The 18,110-nt window shown below is 36.5% G+C and carries 17 protein-coding genes; 13 read left to right on the forward strand and 4 right to left on the reverse strand.

Annotation, left to right across the window (positions count from 1 at the left end):
* Positions 1-96 precede the first annotated feature (96 nt).
* From FTX43_RS06135 to FTX43_RS06185, 11 genes are all read left to right on the forward strand, one after another.
* Positions 97-1,785 (forward strand): membrane protein, encoded by a 1,689-nt coding sequence (locus tag FTX43_RS06135; RefSeq protein ID WP_002294724.1) that lies wholly within the window; start codon positions 97-99, stop codon positions 1,783-1,785.
* Positions 1,772-3,406, forward strand: coding sequence for a 6-pyruvoyl-tetrahydropterin synthase-related protein (locus tag FTX43_RS06140; RefSeq protein WP_002319875.1), 1,635 nt, complete (start codon positions 1,772-1,774; stop codon positions 3,404-3,406). Before FTX43_RS06135 ends, FTX43_RS06140 begins: the two co-directional genes overlap by 14 nt.
* A gap of 174 nt (positions 3,407-3,580) precedes the next feature.
* Positions 3,581-4,384, forward strand: coding sequence for a peptide-methionine (S)-S-oxide reductase MsrA (gene msrA / locus FTX43_RS06145; RefSeq protein WP_047929837.1), 804 nt, complete (start codon positions 3,581-3,583; stop codon positions 4,382-4,384).
* A 139-nt stretch (positions 4,385-4,523) separates the two neighbouring features.
* Positions 4,524-5,480, forward strand: a complete 957-nt coding sequence (locus FTX43_RS06150) for an aldo/keto reductase (RefSeq protein ID WP_002348342.1) — start codon at positions 4,524-4,526, stop codon at positions 5,478-5,480.
* 288 nt (positions 5,481-5,768) lie between these two features.
* A complete protein-coding gene (locus tag FTX43_RS06155; protein WP_002310628.1) occupies positions 5,769-6,467 on the forward strand; it encodes a FadR/GntR family transcriptional regulator in 699 nt (232 codons plus the stop codon).
* A 149-nt stretch (positions 6,468-6,616) separates the two neighbouring features.
* Complete coding sequence (locus FTX43_RS06160; RefSeq protein ID WP_002312687.1) at positions 6,617-7,933, forward strand: PTS sugar transporter subunit IIC; 1,317 nt, start codon at positions 6,617-6,619, stop codon at positions 7,931-7,933.
* Between the two features lie 17 nt (positions 7,934-7,950).
* Positions 7,951-9,366 carry a glycoside hydrolase family 1 protein gene (locus tag FTX43_RS06165; RefSeq protein WP_147606863.1) on the forward strand — a complete coding sequence of 472 codons (1,416 nt, stop codon included), beginning with the start codon at positions 7,951-7,953 and terminating at the stop codon, positions 9,364-9,366.
* Between the two features lie 312 nt (positions 9,367-9,678).
* Positions 9,679-9,999: a PTS sugar transporter subunit IIB gene (locus tag FTX43_RS06170; RefSeq protein ID WP_002292494.1), complete on the forward strand. Its 321-nt coding sequence runs from the start codon at positions 9,679-9,681 to the stop codon at positions 9,997-9,999.
* A gap of 24 nt (positions 10,000-10,023) precedes the next feature.
* Positions 10,024-10,341, forward strand: coding sequence for a PTS lactose/cellobiose transporter subunit IIA (locus tag FTX43_RS06175; RefSeq protein ID WP_002310632.1), 318 nt, complete (start codon positions 10,024-10,026; stop codon positions 10,339-10,341).
* 28 nt (positions 10,342-10,369) lie between these two features.
* Positions 10,370-11,623, forward strand: a complete 1,254-nt coding sequence (locus FTX43_RS06180) for a PTS sugar transporter subunit IIC (RefSeq protein WP_147606865.1) — start codon at positions 10,370-10,372, stop codon at positions 11,621-11,623.
* A gap of 222 nt (positions 11,624-11,845) precedes the next feature.
* Complete coding sequence (locus FTX43_RS06185) at positions 11,846-12,304, forward strand: GNAT family N-acetyltransferase (RefSeq protein ID WP_147606867.1); 459 nt, start codon at positions 11,846-11,848, stop codon at positions 12,302-12,304.
* A gap of 125 nt (positions 12,305-12,429) precedes the next feature.
* Here the strand turns inward: FTX43_RS06185 and FTX43_RS06195 are convergent, their stop codons facing one another.
* Together FTX43_RS06195 and FTX43_RS06200 are read right to left on the reverse strand one after the other, a co-directional pair.
* Positions 12,430-12,744 (reverse strand): YrhK family protein, encoded by a 315-nt coding sequence (locus FTX43_RS06195; RefSeq protein ID WP_002316627.1) that lies wholly within the window; start codon positions 12,742-12,744, stop codon positions 12,430-12,432.
* A gap of 30 nt (positions 12,745-12,774) precedes the next feature.
* A complete protein-coding gene (locus FTX43_RS06200; protein ID WP_002292500.1) occupies positions 12,775-13,908 on the reverse strand; it encodes an alcohol dehydrogenase catalytic domain-containing protein in 1,134 nt (377 codons plus the stop codon).
* A gap of 290 nt (positions 13,909-14,198) precedes the next feature.
* Here FTX43_RS06200 and FTX43_RS06205 point away from each other — a divergent pair, with 290 nt between their 5' ends.
* Entirely contained in the window at positions 14,199-15,059 is an 861-nt protein-coding gene (locus FTX43_RS06205) for a hypothetical protein (protein WP_025477152.1), read from the forward strand.
* A 618-nt stretch (positions 15,060-15,677) separates the two neighbouring features.
* Here FTX43_RS06205 and FTX43_RS06215 read toward each other — a convergent pair.
* Positions 15,678-17,408 (reverse strand): oleate hydratase, encoded by a 1,731-nt coding sequence (locus tag FTX43_RS06215; protein WP_147606868.1) that lies wholly within the window; start codon positions 17,406-17,408, stop codon positions 15,678-15,680.
* Positions 17,409-17,464: 56 nt separating this feature from the next.
* The gene (locus FTX43_RS06220) at positions 17,465-17,593 is read right to left on the reverse strand and encodes a hypothetical protein (RefSeq protein WP_002287569.1); all 129 of its coding nucleotides are present in this window, start codon (positions 17,591-17,593) and stop codon (positions 17,465-17,467) included.
* Between the two features lie 315 nt (positions 17,594-17,908).
* On the opposite strand from FTX43_RS06220, the gene FTX43_RS06230 reads away from it, so the two are divergent.
* Complete coding sequence (locus FTX43_RS06230) at positions 17,909-18,106, forward strand: hypothetical protein (RefSeq protein ID WP_002310643.1); 198 nt, start codon at positions 17,909-17,911, stop codon at positions 18,104-18,106.
* The last annotated feature ends 4 nt before the right edge of the window (positions 18,107-18,110 follow it).

The following is an 18,110-nucleotide window of genomic DNA, read 5'->3' on the forward strand; positions in this document are numbered from 1 at the left end:
CATACTAGTGCTATGAAAAATTTAACGCAAAGCTTATTAAAAAAAGACAATTCTAGTATACTGAAAATAGAATTAAAAAAGGAGAACAACAAATCTATGAAAATAAGTAAAAAAGCATTTCTTTTAGTAGTTCTTATCTTACTTAGTACTTTATATTCAGTAAATTTTATGAGAAATGCCCAAGAAATTTATACAACAGGTGATTTATCTTTTCATCTTTCACGAATCAAAGGGTTATCTTCTATTTTTGAAGGGCCAATCAACTATACAACATTTAACAATTATGGAGATGGACTGAACTATTTTTATCCTTTTCTTACAATAATTCCTGCAGTCGTTTTTTATGGAATTTCAAATAACTTAATATTAAGTTATGTTCTATATATTTGGTTATTAAATATTTGTACGATTCTGATTAGTTTTTATTATGGAGAAAAGTTTTTTAAAAAGATAGATGCTGCTTTTTTATTTAGTTGTTTATATACTTTTGCAACTTATCGAACAGTTGATATCTATTATCGATCCGCAATTGCAGAAGCAATCGCTCTTACGATTATCCCAGCTGTTTTATATTATGCTTATGGATTGATATTCAATAGAGAAAAAAAAGTCATCGCTTTATCTGTCAGTATAAGTCTACTTGTGTATACTCATGTCTTAACTACACTATTGTGTAGTGCATTGATTGCTTGTATGATTATAGTTCGTTTGTTTTTAAGCAAGCAAATAAAAAACGATATAAAATTTGTGGTCGTGAATTTAGTAAAGGCTGTTTTTTTGACTTGTGCATTAACTAGCTATTTTTGGTATCCTATGTTGCAGCAGATGAATTATCAAGAAATACACAGTCCCTTCAAAACAGATTTGCAGCTAGAAGCACTTTCTATTTCAGATAGTATCATTCAAGCGTTAAATAACGATATTACAACATACACTATGGGGTTATTAGGATTGGTTGCGTTGATTTTTCCTTTATTCATACTGAAAGAAATGGAGAAAAAAGAAAAAATCATCTATGTTGGCGTAGTTTCTACATGGGTATGCGTAACTAATTTATTTCCATGGTTTTTGTTTCAAAAAACACCGATAAGCTTGCTCCAGTTTCCTTGGCGTATCTTAGGTATCCAAATCTTTTTTTCTTCAATGATCATAACGCTTGTTTTTATGAAAAAGACTATGAATAAAAAATATTCATGGTTAATCATTGGCGCTACTGTGGTGTTTCTACTCGTCACGTCTATAGCAGCAAAAGAAAATTACGCAAAAGTTATCCAATCAAAACACGGTCATATTGTTATCAATGAAGAAACACTCCCACGTTATACAACATCAGATATGGGAGGATTATACGATTACGCCCCAACAGAAGCGATAAAAGAAAGGCCTCACTTAGAAAAACATGAAGTAAAAGTAGGAGAATCGTGGGAAAAAGGGAAGTATAAAGCTGCAGATAATAACATTACTTACACAGTGGCAAGCAACAAAAAGCAAAAAGTGACAGTACCAGTATATGCTTATTTAGGTACACAGGTAAAAGTAAACGGTAAAGTCGTAAATGACTCTTATAAAAAACATGGCTTAGTGAATGTGGATGTAAATGCTGGAGAAAATAAGATAGAAATTACAACAAAATATACTCCAACTGCTCTCATGGCTTTATGGATTAGTATTCTGACTTATTGTTTAGTGGTGTATTCAAGTTTTAAACGATTTGCACCTAATAAGTTGAAAGATTCTCGATATGTGACTAAAAAGGAGATAAACAAGAAGAATGAAAATAAATAAAAAAGTAGTAATATTGAGTGGATTAATTATAGTTAGTAGTATATATTCTTTCATCTTTTTCAAAAATACACAGAGTATTTATACCACTGGAGATCTTTCTTTTCACTTATCTCGAATCAAGGGGCTATCGACTATTTTTACCAGTCCGATTAATTATGAGACATTCAATTATACTGGATATGGTGTAAATTATTTTTATCCCTTTCTGACTTTTTTTCCAGCTGTAATGTTATATTGGATGACAAAAAATTTGATTGTAAGCTATATTATTTACGTTTGGTTATTGAACTTGTGCACAACACTCGTAGCTTATCATTATGGCGAGCGGTTTTTAAAACAAAAAAAAGCGGCATTTTTATTTAGTTGTCTCTATATTTTCTCTGCTTATCGGACAGTAGACATCTACTATCGTTCCGCAATTGCCGAAGCTATCGCAATAACACTTGTTATCCCTGTATTATTTTATGCTTATCAAATCATCTCTGGAAAAGAAGAAAAGTATCCGTCTGTAAAGCTAGCATTGAGTATGAGTTTGCTAGTGTACAGCCATGTACTATCAACATTAATGAGTACAGCATTAATTATCATTTTTATTTTTATTCGTTTGGTTTCTAAAGGTTTCAAGAATGCAGATTTTATTGCTATATTTAAAAAATTATTTAGTGCGGCAGGAATGACATTGGTTCTGACGAGTGCTTTTTGGTATCCGATGTTTGAACAAATGCTCTACCAAAAAATCAACAAACCTAGCGTGACAAATTTATATGCTCATGCATCTAATGTGTTCGATAGTCTGACTGAAGCTATGAACAACGACTTAACTACTTACTCAATGGGACTAGTTGGTCTGTTATCTTTATGTATTCCCCTGATTTTATTTAAAAAATTAACAAACATAGAAAAAAAGATTTATTATGGTACGTGTTTGACTTGGCTAGCTACAACTAGTTTGGTGCCATGGTATCTTCTGCAAAATACGCCAGCCAAATTGTTACAATTTCCTTGGCGGATCTTAAGTTTGCAAATAATATTCTCTTCTCTGATATTAACGATGATATTTTTCAAAAATAGAAGATACAATAAGACAAGAGAACTATTTTATTTATTTATGACTGTTTTGTTATTAATCACTTTAACTGTTTCTAGTAAAAAAAATTTCAATCAAAAAATAATTTCTCAGCCGGGACATATTGTTGTAAACAAAGAAACAGTAGAGGCGTATACCACTAAAGGAATGGATTATTTTTTATATGATTATTCTCCTATCGCTTCATTGGAGAATAAGGAGCATATAATAAAACACGAAGCAAAGATTGGCAGTCAATGGGTAAACCTTCCTTATAAAACAACTGGTAGTTCTATCATATATAGAGTAACTAATGAGAAGAGCCAAGTAATCACACTTCCTGTATATGCTTATTTAGGAACGAATGTAGAAATAAATCATCAACCTGTAAAGGAGCAGGTGAATGCTAATGGATTGGTACAAATAAGCGGAGTCAAAGGAGTTGCTGATATTAAAGTAAGCACAAATTATACAGTAACGACTATTATTTCTTATCTTGTTACATTAACTGCATATTTATGTTTATTTTTTAAAATAATTTTCCATAAAAGGTAAATTAACTTTTCATTTATAAAATAAATTGATTAAAAAGGAGAATCTGTCGATAAGGATTCTCTCTTTTTTATACGAAAAATCTGTAGGGGGATGAAGTAATCGCTTATTTCCTCACTTTATGATAAATTACAGCTAAAGTCACTAGCTTGTCTTCTTCGGAAAGGAGGAGAGTCTATGGATAAGGAACAAGTATTCATTCAAACTCTTTATAATCTGATTTTAAATCCGAATACACGAGATTGGGAACGAAAAGTATTGATCCAGACAAAGAATGACATAAGAGAAAATACATCCGTTAAAGAACAGTTATCGAAACTAGAAGCAACACTACGTCCATTAGCTATCCGGATGAACCTAACGCCTGATGTAATGGATTTTTATTTATTGCTTACAGAAGGATTTGACACGCAGCAAAAATATGACTTTTCCAAGCATGCTATGCAAGATGCTGACTATCAAGAACGTGCAGTATTTGCAGGGGGATGTTTCTGGTGCATGGTCGAGCCGTTTGAATCGAAAAAAGGGATCCTATCTGTTTTGTCAGGATACACGGGCGGACATGTTGAAAAACCAAATTATGAACAAGTGAGCGGTGGCTACACAGGTCACATGGAAGCTGTGGAGATCATTTATGATACGAGAGAGATAAGTTATAGCGATTTATTGACAATCTATTGGCAAATAACTGATCCCACAGATGCCTTTGGACAATTTCAAGATAGAGGGAAGCAATACCGTCCGGTGATTTTTTATCAAGACGAACGTCAGAAAGAATTAGCGGAGCAATCGAAACAGGAACTAGTCAGTTCAGGAACGTTCCACCAACCAATCGTCACAAAAATTGAACCAGCTAGTACGTTTTGGCCAGCAGAAAATTATCATCAGCAATTTTACAAAAAACAACCGAAACGCTATAAAAAAATTCAGCAAGCACGTAAGCAATTTCTGATTTATCAACGAATAAAAAACAAATGGTAAAAAAATACAAGAAAAAATCATTTTGACTAACTCCTTTTCTTTAAAATGTAGTAAACTAAAAGCAGAATAAAAGAAAGCGTTTTAAAAGTGGTGAGGAGGAGAAAATTTGTATATTGCAGATAGTGCACGTTATGAAAAAATGGAATATCGTAAATCCGGTCATTCAGGTTTAAAATTACCAATTTTATCTCTCGGATTATGGCAAAATTTTGGAGATTATGATCCTATCCATAACCAAAGAGAGATTTTAAGAGGTGCTTTCGATATGGGAATTACCCATTTCGACCTTGCGAATAATTACGGAGGCCCTGCTGGAGCTGCAGAGAAAAACTTCGGGCGTATTTTTAGAGAAGACTTTCAAGCCTACCGTGATGAACTGATTATTTCTAGCAAAGCAGGTTATCATATGTGGGAAGGTCCATACGGAGAATGGGGCTCGCGTAAATCTATCATTTCAAGTTGTGATCAGAGTCTCCAAAGAATGGGGCTAGATTATGTTGACATCTTCTATCATCATCGTCCAGACCCTGATACACCTTTGGAAGAAACAGCAGAAGCATTGATGCAACTTGTAAGACAAGGAAAAGCATTATATATTGGTATATCCAACTATAATGGAGAAGACACCAAAAAAATGACTGAAATTTTAAAAAGAAAAGAAGCACCGTTCATTATTCATCAGATGCGCTACAATATGTTTTCTCGTGAACTACTAGAAGACGACTTATCTCCAGTATTAGAAGAAGAAGGGCTAGGAGCAATCACGTTCAGCCCGCTTGCCCAAGGTTTGCTGACAAATCGTTATCTGCATGGGATTCCTGAAGATTCTAGAGCACATCGTAAGGAAATACCATTCCTTTCAGAAGAACAAGTTGGATCAACTCTGGAAAAAATCAAAGCACTGCAGACAATCGCCGTATCACGAGGGCAATCATTAGCGCAAATGGCCCTTGCATGGAATTTGCGACAAAAATCTGTTACGAGTGTACTGGTTGGAGCAAGTCGGTTAAGTCAGTTACAAGAAAGTGTTCGAATGATGGATAATTTAGATTTCTCACCAGAAGAAGAATTGAAAATCGACCAAATTCTAGAATAGAAAAGATGTAATCAAATTTTTTATCCATCTATCAAAAAATGAACAAAAAATGTCATCAAGAATCGAATGAAGATCATCTATTATTGAACATCATACGTTTTGTCGTTCAAAATAAAAAGGATCGAAGGCTAGGAGTGAATTTTATCCTAGTCTTTTTTTATGGTAAATAGCTTCGTTTGTATATCCATGAACGGATGAATCGATTTTTTATACAAAAAATCATCAGATGATTCAAACGTGTTATAATAATTACGAAAAAATACATCAGATGAAAAGGAGGTATGTGGTTTGGAAGAAAATAAAACCCTAGTAGAAGTAACCACGGACAAGATCCTTAGATATTTAAAGGAAAAGCAGTTGCAAGTAGGAGATAAGTTGCCGAATGAATATGAGTTGTCCGATTATTTAGAGGTGGGACGCAGCACGGTGCGAGAAGCTGTCCGAGCGCTTGCTTCTAGGAATATTCTTGAAGTTCGGCAAGGGGCGGGGACATTCGTCAGTGATAAGCGAGGGATTGCTAATGATCCGCTCGGTTTTTCTTTGATTGAAGATCAGGATCGGATGATACGAGACTTGTTTGAGCTGAGATATTTATTGGAGCCAAAGATGGCAGGGTTAGCGGCGGAATATGCAACGAAAAATCAAATCAGCCGAATGAAAAGCTTAACGCAAAAGATTGAAACGTCTTTTCGAGAAGGTACACAAGATCATGTTCAATTAGACATCGATTTTCATACGACGATTGCAGAAGCTAGCGGAAACGTAGCGTTACTGCATATCATTCCGATCATTAATGAATCGATTGCTTTATTTAATAAAAATTATGATATCCAGCATTTGAAAATCGAGACGATCGATATCCATACAGAAATCGTTCAGGCTATCGAGAGGCGGAATGTACTTGCGGCATTTGATGCGATGACTGTCCATATGGCAATAAATCGGAGAGAATTACAGAAAATAATTGGGAAGAAAGAAACTAATTGACAGTTCATCTGATGTATTTTATGATAAATACATCAGATGAATTTTTGTTTTATATTTGGTAAAACGGACAAGCAAATAGTTTTTATTCACCGGAATGTAAGCGCTGACTAACAGACGAAAAGAGATGACGGCAAGGAGAAGAAGTAGGAATGAGGGGATCTGGAATGAGTTTTATGGATAAATTAGCCAATGTTTTAGGGAATGTGGCAACGAGAATCAATAATTTAAGGTATATCATGGTGATAAAAAACGCATTTGCTGCATTGATTCCGGTAATTATTACGGGTGCTTTTGGCACGTTGTTTTCAGCAATGGTCTTTGATTCGGAAAATGGGTTAGCACAGATAAGTTTTTTGCGTTTTTTAGAAGAATTAAAACCTATCGCATCTGCCATCAGCTATGTCACACTAAGTTTCTTGACCATCTATGCTGTTTTTCTGATAGGGATCGAATTAGCAAAGCTGAATAAAGTGAATGGTGTATTCCCTGGTATCATCGCAGTGATGTCTTATTTATCTGTTAATCCAACTGTTTATGAATTAGTGAATGAAAATCAGACTGTTATAGTAGAAAACGTATTGGCTAAACAATATACAGATACGAAAGGGTTATTTTTGGGAATGTTGGTCTCCATCCTTTCCATTGAACTTTATTGCTGGTTGAGGAAACAGAAGAAACTACAGCTGAGAATGCCTGATACCGTGCCAACGAATGTTTCTGCCAGTTTTTCTGCGTTATTTCCCACGATTCTGACAGTATCAGGTATCGCGGCTGCGGGATTTATCATCAAAGAACTTACAGGGATGTACCTTTATGATATCATTTACAATATCGTACAACGCCCATTAGAAGGTGTCGTTCAAGGGCTACCTGGTATCTTGTTACTGATGTTTATTGCACAAGTCTTTTGGGTGATTGGTATCCATGGGAATCAAATGGTGAAGCCAATTCGAGAACCGTTGCTTTTAGCGGCAATTGCTGTAAATACGGAAGCTTTTGAAGCTGGAAAAGAAGTACCAAACATTATCACTATGCCATTTTGGGATATGTATATGAGTATGGGCGGGTCTGGGGTCACGATAGGTCTACTGATAGCAGTATTGCTAGTGGGAAAACGAGAAGATATGAAACAAATCACCAAGTTATCTCTTGCTCCTGGGATCTTCAACATCAATGAACCAGTTATTTTTGGTATGCCGATCATGCTGAATCCTATTTTAGCTATCCCGTTTATCTTAACGCCGCTTGTTACAGGAACGATCGGTTATTTTGCAACCGCTTTAGGATTTGCGGCAAAAGCAGTTGTAATGGTTCCTTGGCCGATGCCGCCGATCGTCAATGCTTATCTGGCCACAGCAGGAAATATCGGTGCAGTTATTACGCAACTTGTTTGTATTGTTGTTTCTATTTTGATTTATCTGCCATTCGTAAAAGTAGCAAATCGTGTGGAAAATGATGGGATCTAAAAAAACAGGAGGAAATCATGAAAATTACTATTCCAGAAAATTTTATTCTTGGTGCAGCATCTTCTGCTTGGCAAACGGAAGGTTGGAAAGGAAAAAAAGAAGGACAGGATTCGTTTATAGATAGCTGGTATAAAAATGAACATTTTGTTTGGCATAATGGATATGGTCCAGCCGTAGCAACTAATTTTATGGAGCAGTACCAACAGGATATAGATTTGATGAAATCCATCCATCTGACACATTATCGGACTTCTATCAATTGGGCTCGTTTTTTCACTGATTACGAGAATTGTATAGTAGATGAAGAATATGCTCAGCATATAAGTGAAATGATCGACTCTTTGATCGAAGCAGACGTAGAACCGATGATTTGTTTAGAACACTACGAAGTCCCTGCTTTTCTTTTGGAAAAATATGATGGCTGGTCTTCAAGAAAAGTGGTTGATTTTTATGCTAAGTACGCAAAGATTGCTTTTGATCGTTATGGTGACAGGGTAAAAAACTGGTTTACATTCAACGAACCAATCGTTCCCCAAACGCGTTGCTATTTGGATGCTGTTCGCTGGCCGCATGAACAAAACACAAAAAAATGGATGATGTGGAATTATCACAAAGTTTTAGCAACGGCTAAAGCTGTAGAAATTTACCATAGTGGCAATTATGGCGGAAGGATTGGCTGTATTTTAAATCCTGAGATGGTCTATGCTCGTTCCAGTTCTCCAGAAGATCAAAAAGCTGCTTATATGTATGATCTGTTTTATAATCGAGTATTTTTTGATCCGATGGTAAAAGGATGCTACACAGAAGAGTTCCTGGAGTTGTGTCGAAAACAATCGATTTATTTCGATCCTGCAACAGAGGATTTAGAAACGATCCAACATCATACAGTAGATTTCCTTGGAATCAATCAATATTACCCTAAACGCGTTCGTGCTCCTCGTTATCAATGGAATGAAGAGACACCGTTTCATCCAGAACGATATTATGAAGTCTTTGATTTACCTGGAAAGAAAATGAACAATTCCAGAGGGTGGGAGATCTATCCAAAAATCATGTATGATATAGCTATGTATCTAAAAGAAAATTATCGTAATATTCCTTGGCTGATAACAGAAAACGGTATGGGAAGAGAACATGAAGAACAGTATATGGATGAGAAAGGGATCGTGCAAGATGACTATCGCATCGAATTTATCGGACAGCATTTGCGTTATTTGATCAAAGCAGCAGAAGAAGGTGCCAATTGCGAAGGCTATATGCTATGGGCATTCACTGACTGTGTTTCACCAATGAATGCATTTAAGAATCGATATGGATTAGTTCGAATCGAATTGAACGATGAACGAAGCAGAACACTGAAAAAGTCTGCTTCATGGTATCAGTCTCTGATTGATAAGAGAGAATTAAGCTTACCTGATGAAGTCTATAAATAACTAGAATTTTTTCGAAGATATTGATTCTATTTGCTGGCTATTTGAAATAAAAGAGGTTGTGAAAGTAGCATTTTAACCTCTTATTCAAAAAAGTTGTGACAAAAGATTTGTCATAACTTTTTTTGTGCACGTTAAAAGAAATAAACACAATAAAAAAGAATTTGTGTGTTTAGTGTGCGCTTTCCTTTTTAGTGTGTATGCAACTTGGTATAGACCATAAACGTGATAATATCAACTTTTTAAAGCGCTTTTAAAGTTGGCACACTACTTGCTTTATATACAAGTGTAAGAATAGAAAGGAACGTGTTTAAAATGGAAAAGAGAACAATCATGCTTGTATGTTCAGCTGGAATGAGTACAAGCCTCCTAGTCACAAAAATGCAAAAGGCAGCAGAAGCAAAAGGAATGGAAGCAGATATCTTTGCTGTCTCTGCCTCAGATGCAGATAATCAACTAGAATCTAAAAATGTAGACGTTTTACTTTTAGGTCCGCAAGTACGTTTTATGCAAAATCAATTTGCTGAAAAGCTAGCACCTAAAGGCATTCCTTTAGATGTGATCAATATGGCTGACTATGGCATGATGAATGGTGAAAAAGTACTTGACCAAGCAGAAAAACTAATAAACAAATAATAAAAATATCGGAGGAAACAAGAAATGGAAGATCAAAAAAATCTAGAAGCCATCATGGGTCTGATTATGTTTGGCGGAAATGCAAAAAGCGATGCAATGGAAGCGATTGCTGCGGCGAAAAAAGGAGATTTTACTTTAGCAGAGGAAAAAATCAAAGATGCAGAGGAATCTTTAGTCCAAGCACATCACTCTCAAACAGAGATGCTGACGCAAGAAGCACAAGGAAACCACGTTGAAGTAACACTTTTGACAGTTCACAGTCAAGATCACCTGATGACATCTATTGCTTTTACAGATTTAGCAAAAGAGATCATTGATCTGTATCGTCGGTTGGACGCGTAATCCACAGTAAAGAAAAGAGGGAAGATTTATGGATAAATTTGTTGCATTTATGGAGAAACATTTTATACCTGTCGCATCAAAAATTGGTGCACAACGGCATTTAGTTGCGATTCGAGATTCATTTATGGTGAGTATGCCGTTAATGATTTTAGGAGCATTAGCAGTAATGATCAATAACTTACCGATTCCCGGTTTCCAAGAATTGATGAATTCAATTTTTGGCGGTGAATCATGGAAAGGATTCGGGGCTGCAGCTTGGAACGGCACATTTGCCATTCTTTCTGTCTTGATTGCTTTCTTACTTGCGTATCATTTAGCTAACGGCTACCGAAAAGACGGTGTTTCCGCAGGTGTGATTTCTTTAGGCTCTTTCTTTGCTTTAGGCGGAGCATTAGGTATGAGCTCAAACGGTTTGTTTATTGCTATTATTGTTGGGATTATTTCAACAGAAATCTTTGTACGTTTAAGCGGAAATGAAAAATTGATTATCAAAATGCCTGATGGTGTGCCACCAGCAGTTGCGAAAGCATTTGCTTCATTACTGCCAGCAATGATCACTATCTCTGCCTTTGCTTTAGTTGCTGCAATTTTTGCTGCATTTGGGGTTGATGATATCGTGGGTTCATTCTATACAGTGGTCCAAGAACCATTTATGGGACTTGCGAACTCTTATCCATCTGCATTATTGCTTGCATTTATCACCCCATTCTTATGGTTCTTTGGTTTACACGGGGCGAATATGGTCGATCCTTTGATGCAAACGATCAATGCGCCAGCAATCGAAGCAAATGTCAATGCGATCGCAGCTGGACATAGCGCGCCATTTATCGTGAACAAACCTTTCTTCGACAGCTTTGTCAATTTAGGAGGAACAGGTGCAACATTAGGTTTACTGTTAGCTATTTATTTAGTAGGACGTAAAAACAAACCATATATGGTTGTAACAAACTTGTCGATTGCGCCAGGTGTTTTCAATATCAATGAACCAACGATGTTTGGTTTACCAATCGTATTGAATCCAATTATGTTCATTCCATTTATTTTGACACCAATGGTTTTAGTTAGTGTTGCGTACTTTGCGACTTCTACAGGTTTAGTGCCAGCAGCTACCGTTATGCCACCATGGGTAACGCCACCAATTATTGGCGGTGTATTGGCAACGAAGAGTATTGCAGGTGGTGTACTGGCCGCTGTCAATCTGATCCTTTCTATTTTGATCTATCTGCCGTTCGTCAAGGTAGCTACGATCCAAGAAAGAAGAAAAGAAACTTTGGATGCTTAATGAATAAAGAAAGCAGAACCGGTTATCTGGTTCTGCTTTTTTTATGAAAACAAGTAATTTAAAACTTAGGATCGAATAATGAATGAGAAAATCGAGGTATATTTGTCTTGGAATTTGTGTATAAATAAAAAATCCCATTCATTCAAAAAAATCGAGCGATTGAAAAGCTATTTGAAATACAAGGTGCTATAATAGACCAAATATGAATGGGAGAGAGTACAAATGGAGAGAAGAACAGTCATAAAATTGCGGGATCGACCGACGTTGATAAAAGAAACAGCCGAATGGTTTGCTTCAAAATGGCATCTGCCAGTTGCTGTTTATGAAGAAAGTATCCAAGCAAGCACGAGAAAAAACGCATCGGTTCCGCAATGGTATGTGGTGTTGGATGAGTGGGAAGAGATTATTGCAGGTGCAGGTGTTGTTGACAATGATTTTCATGATCGAGTAGATTTGACTCCAAATGTCTGTGCGCTGTTTGTTGAAAAAGACTACCGAAACCAACGGATTGCCAAAATGATTTTAGAAACGATCAAGCAAGACTTTGCAGAAATGGGCGTAAAGATGCTTTATCTTGTGACGGACCATACGGATTTTTATGAAAAATACAATTGGCAATTTATCGGGATGGCTCAGGATAATGAAGGAATTCCTGTGCGAGTGTACCAAATGCCGCTGTAAGAGTAGGTACATGAAACAGCATATAGAGAAGGAAACCGAAAAATTGTTCTATACTTAGAAATTTTTTCGAATCGCAGTAGGCGAAATATGCACAACACAAGAATAACAAAAAAGCATGGAGAAGGCTAAACGGCCTTCCCATGCTTTTTCCTTGTTCTTTTCTCGTCGTAAATAAAAATGTTCCTAACGATTCTGAGAATAGGACGAATCGTCAAGAAAATAGCACCAGCCAAATAAAAATAGGTGCCATATCGATCGGGGATTTTAGTTAAGGAAGCAAGGCTTCCAAAAATATAGAAAATCCCGGTTAATAAATCGACAGCTAGTGAGATCAATGTGTAACGGTTTTGGAAATAGAAGCGGAAGCGACGCCCTCGTATTTCGATATCTTCTTCTTTTCCTATTTCAATCTCATGGGTATTTCGTTTGATTTTGGGCATAAAGAAAATCACCTGTATTTTTTACTGATTTCAAGGTTTCAAAACAACTTTTATATTTTTATCTTCTTTTTTGTCAAAGATCTCATATGCTTGTGCTGCTTCTTCTAGTGGTAGCGAATGAGTAATGATCTGTGTAGGATCAAATAGTCCTTCTGCAATCATTTCGTAGATTTTCGGCATCAGATGGATAATGGGTGCCTGTCCATGTTTGACCGCAATATCTCGCATGAAAAACTCTTGAAGCGGGTAAGAAGAAGCTGGCGTCATATACACACCAGTTACTTGGACGGTTCCGAATTTTTTGACAGCTTGCGAAGCCATCTGTAAAGGCGAAATCGTGCCACTTTGTAGGCTCACCAAATTTTTTGCTTTTTCTTTTACAGGCTCTAACCCGTCCATTCCTACACAATCGATGATGACATCGGCACCACCTTTAGCCAACTCATATAATTCCGTTCCAGCTTGTGCTGTGTCTTCTAAGAAATAAGTTTCCACGCCGTTGTAATTAGCCGCTTTATCTAAACGATGTTGTACTGGATCCACTGCAATCACGCGCTCTGCTCCAGCCATTACAGCGAATTTTTGAGCAAATAGACCGACTGGACCAGATCCTAGAATCACAACTGTATCGCCTTTTTTTACGCCTGCATTTTCAACGCTCCAATAAGCTGTAGGCAAAATATCTGATAGAAACAAAACTTTTTCATCAGGAAGATTATTATCTGGAACGACAAACGAAGTAGAGTCTGCATAAGGTACTCTTAGGTATTCTGCTTGCCCACCCCAATGATTGCCATTCAACTTGCCAAATCCGAAAAGCCCGCCATATAACTGATCTGGATTTGATTCATCACATTGGCTTTCCATGTGATTCAGGCAGAAATGACAATGACCACAACTGATATTAAAAGGAATAACCACTCGTTGCCCTTTTTTCAATGTTTGAACTTGTGATCCTACTTCTTCAACGATTCCCATAGGTTCGTGACCTACAACATACCCTTTTTCCAAAACTGCTTCACCATGATGGTAAAGATGCAGATCGGATCCGCAAATGGCGGTTGCTGTGATACGGATGATTGCGTCTGTTGGTTCTAATATTCTTGGATCATCTACGTTTCTGATTTCCATTTTTTGTTTTCCTTGCCAAGTGACTGCTTTCATTGGAGATGCTCCTTTCAGATTCACAAAATTGTCTGCATTATTGGTACTACAGATAGTTTCATTCTAAAGGAGTTCTTATCTTTTTGATAATGAAACGCTTTTTTCTCAAAATAAAAATCCTCAAAAAAGCAAGAGTTCCAAAATTTTTTTTTATTAGAAAAAGAAGGTGTGTGCCTTCATTGTATCCTTACGTACAGTAAAGTATAGTTGAACTATTGAATCATTTTAACTATTTAAACAATAACCAATCATCATTCGTTTCAGTGAAAAAACAAATACGAGGAGGCGTAATGAAACAAATCCAAAATAAATGGAATAAACGGATCATTGTTATGATTAGTTCTGTCTGCCTGTTTTGCCTGACTGTTATGCTTTGTTTAATAAGCACCTTGGCAAATCAACATTTTATGTTAGAGCAAAACATGCAATCGGACTATGCGAAAAAAGTAGCTGCTGAGATCAATCAAGAGATCCAAAGCTATCATTATGAGATTGGAGCTCCGGCTGAAGCATTGGAAAAGATTGTTTCTGAAGAACTAGTACAAAAAAATATCGAGCTTTTCATCCGCAACAGATATGAAAAAGAACCAGTAGAACTGATCGGAGAAAAGGAAGTAGAAGAAAAGCTCCAAGAGATAATCAATACATACAAACAAGAAGAAGCAGAGGATGATCCATTTGCTAGTGAAGAAAACAATTTACTCATCTATATGACTTCTGGGATTTTTCGACGAGGAATACAATCAATTTATTTGATGTCGTTCATCGATCAGATATTGACGATACGAGAGCGAATGGTTTCTTTTCTTCCAGTGATTAGTAGTATCTTACTTGTATTGCTGAGCGGAGTGTTTTATTTATACAGAATGTCTTGGAAAAAAGTTCTTTGGTCATTTGCAGTGGTGATTGGAGGAGCAGGCTTCCAATTATTAAGTCTGTCAGTCAGTCTCTATTTGTACGATATGACCAGTCAGTTAGATATTCGAACCCAAGCACTGCAACATTTGTTAGACACATATATTTTGTCATTCATCCAATTTTTTAGTGTAGTGGCAATCGTTGAAGTAGTGATAGCAGCTGGATTATGGTGGATTGGCAAGAGAGTGAATACTGAAAAAAAGGTTTTTTCAAAAAGAAACGAATATAAATAACAAGAGGTTGTGACATGAAATCTGTCACAACCTCTTGTTATGAATAAACGGTGTTTCCCTACCAACTCCTCGGTCACAAGTCACAATATTCATAAAACATAGGAAGCTATTTTTTGAAATTGTTCCTTGTGACTCGGAGCTGAACGGTAGGCTCACAACCTCTTGGTAAACGGTGTTCAAAAGCCAGTTTCTCGGTATTAAGCCAAATTTATGCAAAAATGTAGAAAGCCATTTCCCAAAAATTTTTCTTAATACTCGAAACTAAACGACTTTTTCACAACCTCTTGGTAAACGGTGTTCAAAAGCCAGTTTCTCGGTATTAAGCCAAATTTATGCAAAAATGTAGAAAGCCATTTCCCAAAAATTTTTCTTAATACTCGAAACTAAACGACTTTTTCACAACCTCTTGGTAAACGGTGTTCAATCAGCTGACCCTCGGTATTAGCTCAAAAAATGGCAAAATATGAGGAACTATTTTGCCATTTGTTTCTCTAATACTCAGGTCAGAACGCTGATTTTACAACCTCTTCCTTAAACGGTGTTCAAAAGCTTGCATTTGCGGTAATAAGCCTAACCAAACGAAAAATATGAGAAGCTATTTTTGCTTGGCTGTTCTTATTACTTGATGCAAGGCAGCTTTTTCACAACCTCCTGGTTATTCAAACATTTTTTTGCGGCACGAGCTAGAGTAGGGATGTCTTTGTCGTAACGCGGTGTTTTGACAAGACGGGACATAGGGATGCCCGCAAAATGGAAAGCAGCGATTTCTCCAGAACGTACAGCACTTTGTTCAGTAAAGATCATCTGATAAGGCTGCTCAACAAATTCTCCTGTAAAGGCCAGATTGGTTGAATGTTTAGGAATGACTTTTGGTCGATCACTTTTTGCACGGTTATTAAATAATGCGGAAGCATAAGGCATATAGACAGGGATATTATTTATTACGCTGTCGAAAATCTCTGTTTCTTTTTCACGAATATTCACTGGTCCAGGATCTACTTTTGAAAGTTGTCCAATCAGTTCTTCCAACATTTCTTTTCCGTTCATCTTAATATACTGTTTATCCACAAATTCGCCACGTCGTCTTGGATAAAGGAAATAACCCCAAATAACTGTTTCATTTGGTTTTTGAGACGTAAAATGCGGTTGATGATGCACGACGATAGACATATTGACATCTTTTTGGCCTAACGACGTGATCGGTGTGGTTGAAATAAATGAATTCAAGGCATTTCCTGGTTCTTGAGTCGTGATACGGGTGATTTCATTCAACAACAAATGGTTTTTCGTCGTCAGGGTAAAGCTGACCCATTCGCTCGCATCTCGATCCGCGAAAAATTTATCGGGATTTCCTAAGTTATAGAAACGTTCGCTGGCTTTTTTCCAGAGACTAGAAGCTGCACCATAATCCATATTTTCTACAGCTGGTGTTTCGTAATCTCCCAAAGTAGCTGAATCTGTAATGGAACCATTCGTGAAAATGACCGCTGTATCTTCATCTACCGTGACATGTTCCTCTTCCTGAGTCAATGTATTGGTCATTTTCAAACCAGTCACAGTGATTTCATCTTGCATCGGTGTTTCTTTGAATTCCCAGTCAGTGACACGGCGGTTCAAAATGATTTTGCATCCTTGTTCTTTCAAGTACTCGATCAAAGGAAGCATGATACTTTCGTACTGATTGTAACGTGTTCGATTGACGCCCACTAAATGTTCGATTTGAGTGAATTCATAAATCATTTGATGCATATAGCGACGCAATTCTTGAGCAGAACTACGTGTTCTGAAAGCAAATGTTGTTTCCCACATAAACCAGAAGTTTGTTTCAAAAAAGTGTGGATCATCTTTGAAATATTCTTCGATAGTGATATTGTCTAGTTTTTCTTCTTCTGAATCAGGCATGGCAATCAGTTTAGTCAGAAGAATACGGTCCTTGTTGTTGAAGCCCAGTTTTCCGCCGTCAATGATCCCTTTACCACCTTCCATCAAACGTGCTTTGTCAAAGGTACGGTGTTTTGCATCAAAATCTCTCGTATCTTCTTCAGCAGTCATTCCTGGCTCAGTAACAGAAGGTATTCGACTTAATAGATCCATCAAATCTACATAGGTACGGTAATTAAGCATACGACCGCCTCGAGCAATATAGCCTTTTTGGTTTTCTAATGGATGATTTTTATTCCAATATTCATCCACTACAGTGTCGGTCGGTGCACCATCATTTGAACCGTGATCATCCAATGAATAAAAGGTAATCTGATCCCCTTTCCATTTGCCTTCTTGAATCAAATAAACAGCCGCTGCCATATTGGCAATACCGGCACCAATCATTATTGCTTTACTTTTTCTCATTGTGATTCCTCCAATGTCTTCCAAGTATGTCCGTAGTGATTCAACGAAATAGGATGCTAGATGGATTCAAATTCATCATATAAATGACTGTCATCTTCGAATAGCCCTGTTTTTTTTCCTAGATATGCAGCGCCAAGGGCAAGCAAACCTAAACCGATGCCGACTTTGATTAATTTTTTACTCATGAAAAACGCCTCCTTGTTTTCTCTTTCTATATCCAAGGATAGTTCGTTTTTATGAGAATGCCAAATGATAGGGTGAGAAGAAAAAGGAAATTTTGACAAAAAAGAAGAAGTGTCTGAATGCCGTGTAAGAAAACAAGAAAATGGAAGAAGGAAAAAAGTAGAAAAAGACGTACAAAAAATAACAATAAATATTTTTGATGAATGATAAAACAACGTACAAAAAGTCTGAATAGCAGAAAAAAGTGAATCATATTAAAAAATTATATGATATAATTTTAGTGAAAATGGTTTCCTGTCTGGCAAGAAGATGAAGGGATGATTTTGAAAAGCAAAGCACAAAAAAAGCGCCGAGAACAGCGCTGCTTTAAAAAAGCTGATGACGGACAAAGCCTTATTTTAACTTGCTATATTGATTTGAATGCTACCAATATATTTATTATAGCAAAAATCACAGCTTTTACAATAGGTGTTTTCGTTTTTTCAATTATGATGAGCTGTTGGATGAAAGGATGATTTA

The organism is Enterococcus sp. DA9 (assembly GCF_008000875.1).
Taxonomy (GTDB): Bacteria; Bacillota; Bacilli; order Lactobacillales; family Enterococcaceae; genus Enterococcus_B; species Enterococcus_B lactis.

Excerpts from the sequence above, each read along its gene's own strand:
- FTX43_RS06135 (WP_002294724.1), top strand. The coding sequence starts at position 97 with ATGAAAATAAGTAAAAAAGCATTTCTTTTAGTAGTTCTTATCTTACTT.
- FTX43_RS06140 (WP_002319875.1), top strand. The coding sequence starts at position 1,772 with ATGAAAATAAATAAAAAAGTAGTAATATTGAGTGGATTAATTATAGTT.
- msrA (WP_047929837.1), top strand. The coding sequence starts at position 3,581 with ATGGATAAGGAACAAGTATTCATTCAAACTCTTTATAATCTGATTTTA.
- FTX43_RS06150 (WP_002348342.1), top strand. The coding sequence starts at position 4,524 with ATGGAATATCGTAAATCCGGTCATTCAGGTTTAAAATTACCAATTTTA.
- FTX43_RS06160 (WP_002312687.1), top strand. The coding sequence starts at position 6,617 with ATGAGGGGATCTGGAATGAGTTTTATGGATAAATTAGCCAATGTTTTA.
- FTX43_RS06165 (WP_147606863.1), top strand. The coding sequence starts at position 7,951 with ATGAAAATTACTATTCCAGAAAATTTTATTCTTGGTGCAGCATCTTCT.
- FTX43_RS06170 (WP_002292494.1), top strand. The coding sequence starts at position 9,679 with ATGGAAAAGAGAACAATCATGCTTGTATGTTCAGCTGGAATGAGTACA.
- FTX43_RS06175 (WP_002310632.1), top strand. The coding sequence starts at position 10,024 with ATGGAAGATCAAAAAAATCTAGAAGCCATCATGGGTCTGATTATGTTT.
- FTX43_RS06180 (WP_147606865.1), top strand. The coding sequence starts at position 10,370 with ATGGATAAATTTGTTGCATTTATGGAGAAACATTTTATACCTGTCGCA.
- FTX43_RS06185 (WP_147606867.1), top strand. The coding sequence starts at position 11,846 with ATGGAGAGAAGAACAGTCATAAAATTGCGGGATCGACCGACGTTGATA.
- FTX43_RS06195 (WP_002316627.1), bottom strand. The coding sequence starts at position 12,744 with ATGCCCAAAATCAAACGAAATACCCATGAGATTGAAATAGGAAAAGAA.
- FTX43_RS06200 (WP_002292500.1), bottom strand. The coding sequence starts at position 13,908 with ATGAAAGCAGTCACTTGGCAAGGAAAACAAAAAATGGAAATCAGAAAC.
- FTX43_RS06205 (WP_025477152.1), top strand. The coding sequence starts at position 14,199 with ATGAAACAAATCCAAAATAAATGGAATAAACGGATCATTGTTATGATT.
- FTX43_RS06215 (WP_147606868.1), bottom strand. The coding sequence starts at position 17,408 with ATGAGAAAAAGTAAAGCAATAATGATTGGTGCCGGTATTGCCAATATG.
- FTX43_RS06220 (WP_002287569.1), bottom strand. The coding sequence starts at position 17,593 with ATGAGTAAAAAATTAATCAAAGTCGGCATCGGTTTAGGTTTGCTTGCC.
- FTX43_RS06230 (WP_002310643.1), top strand. The coding sequence starts at position 17,909 with ATGATTTTGAAAAGCAAAGCACAAAAAAAGCGCCGAGAACAGCGCTGC.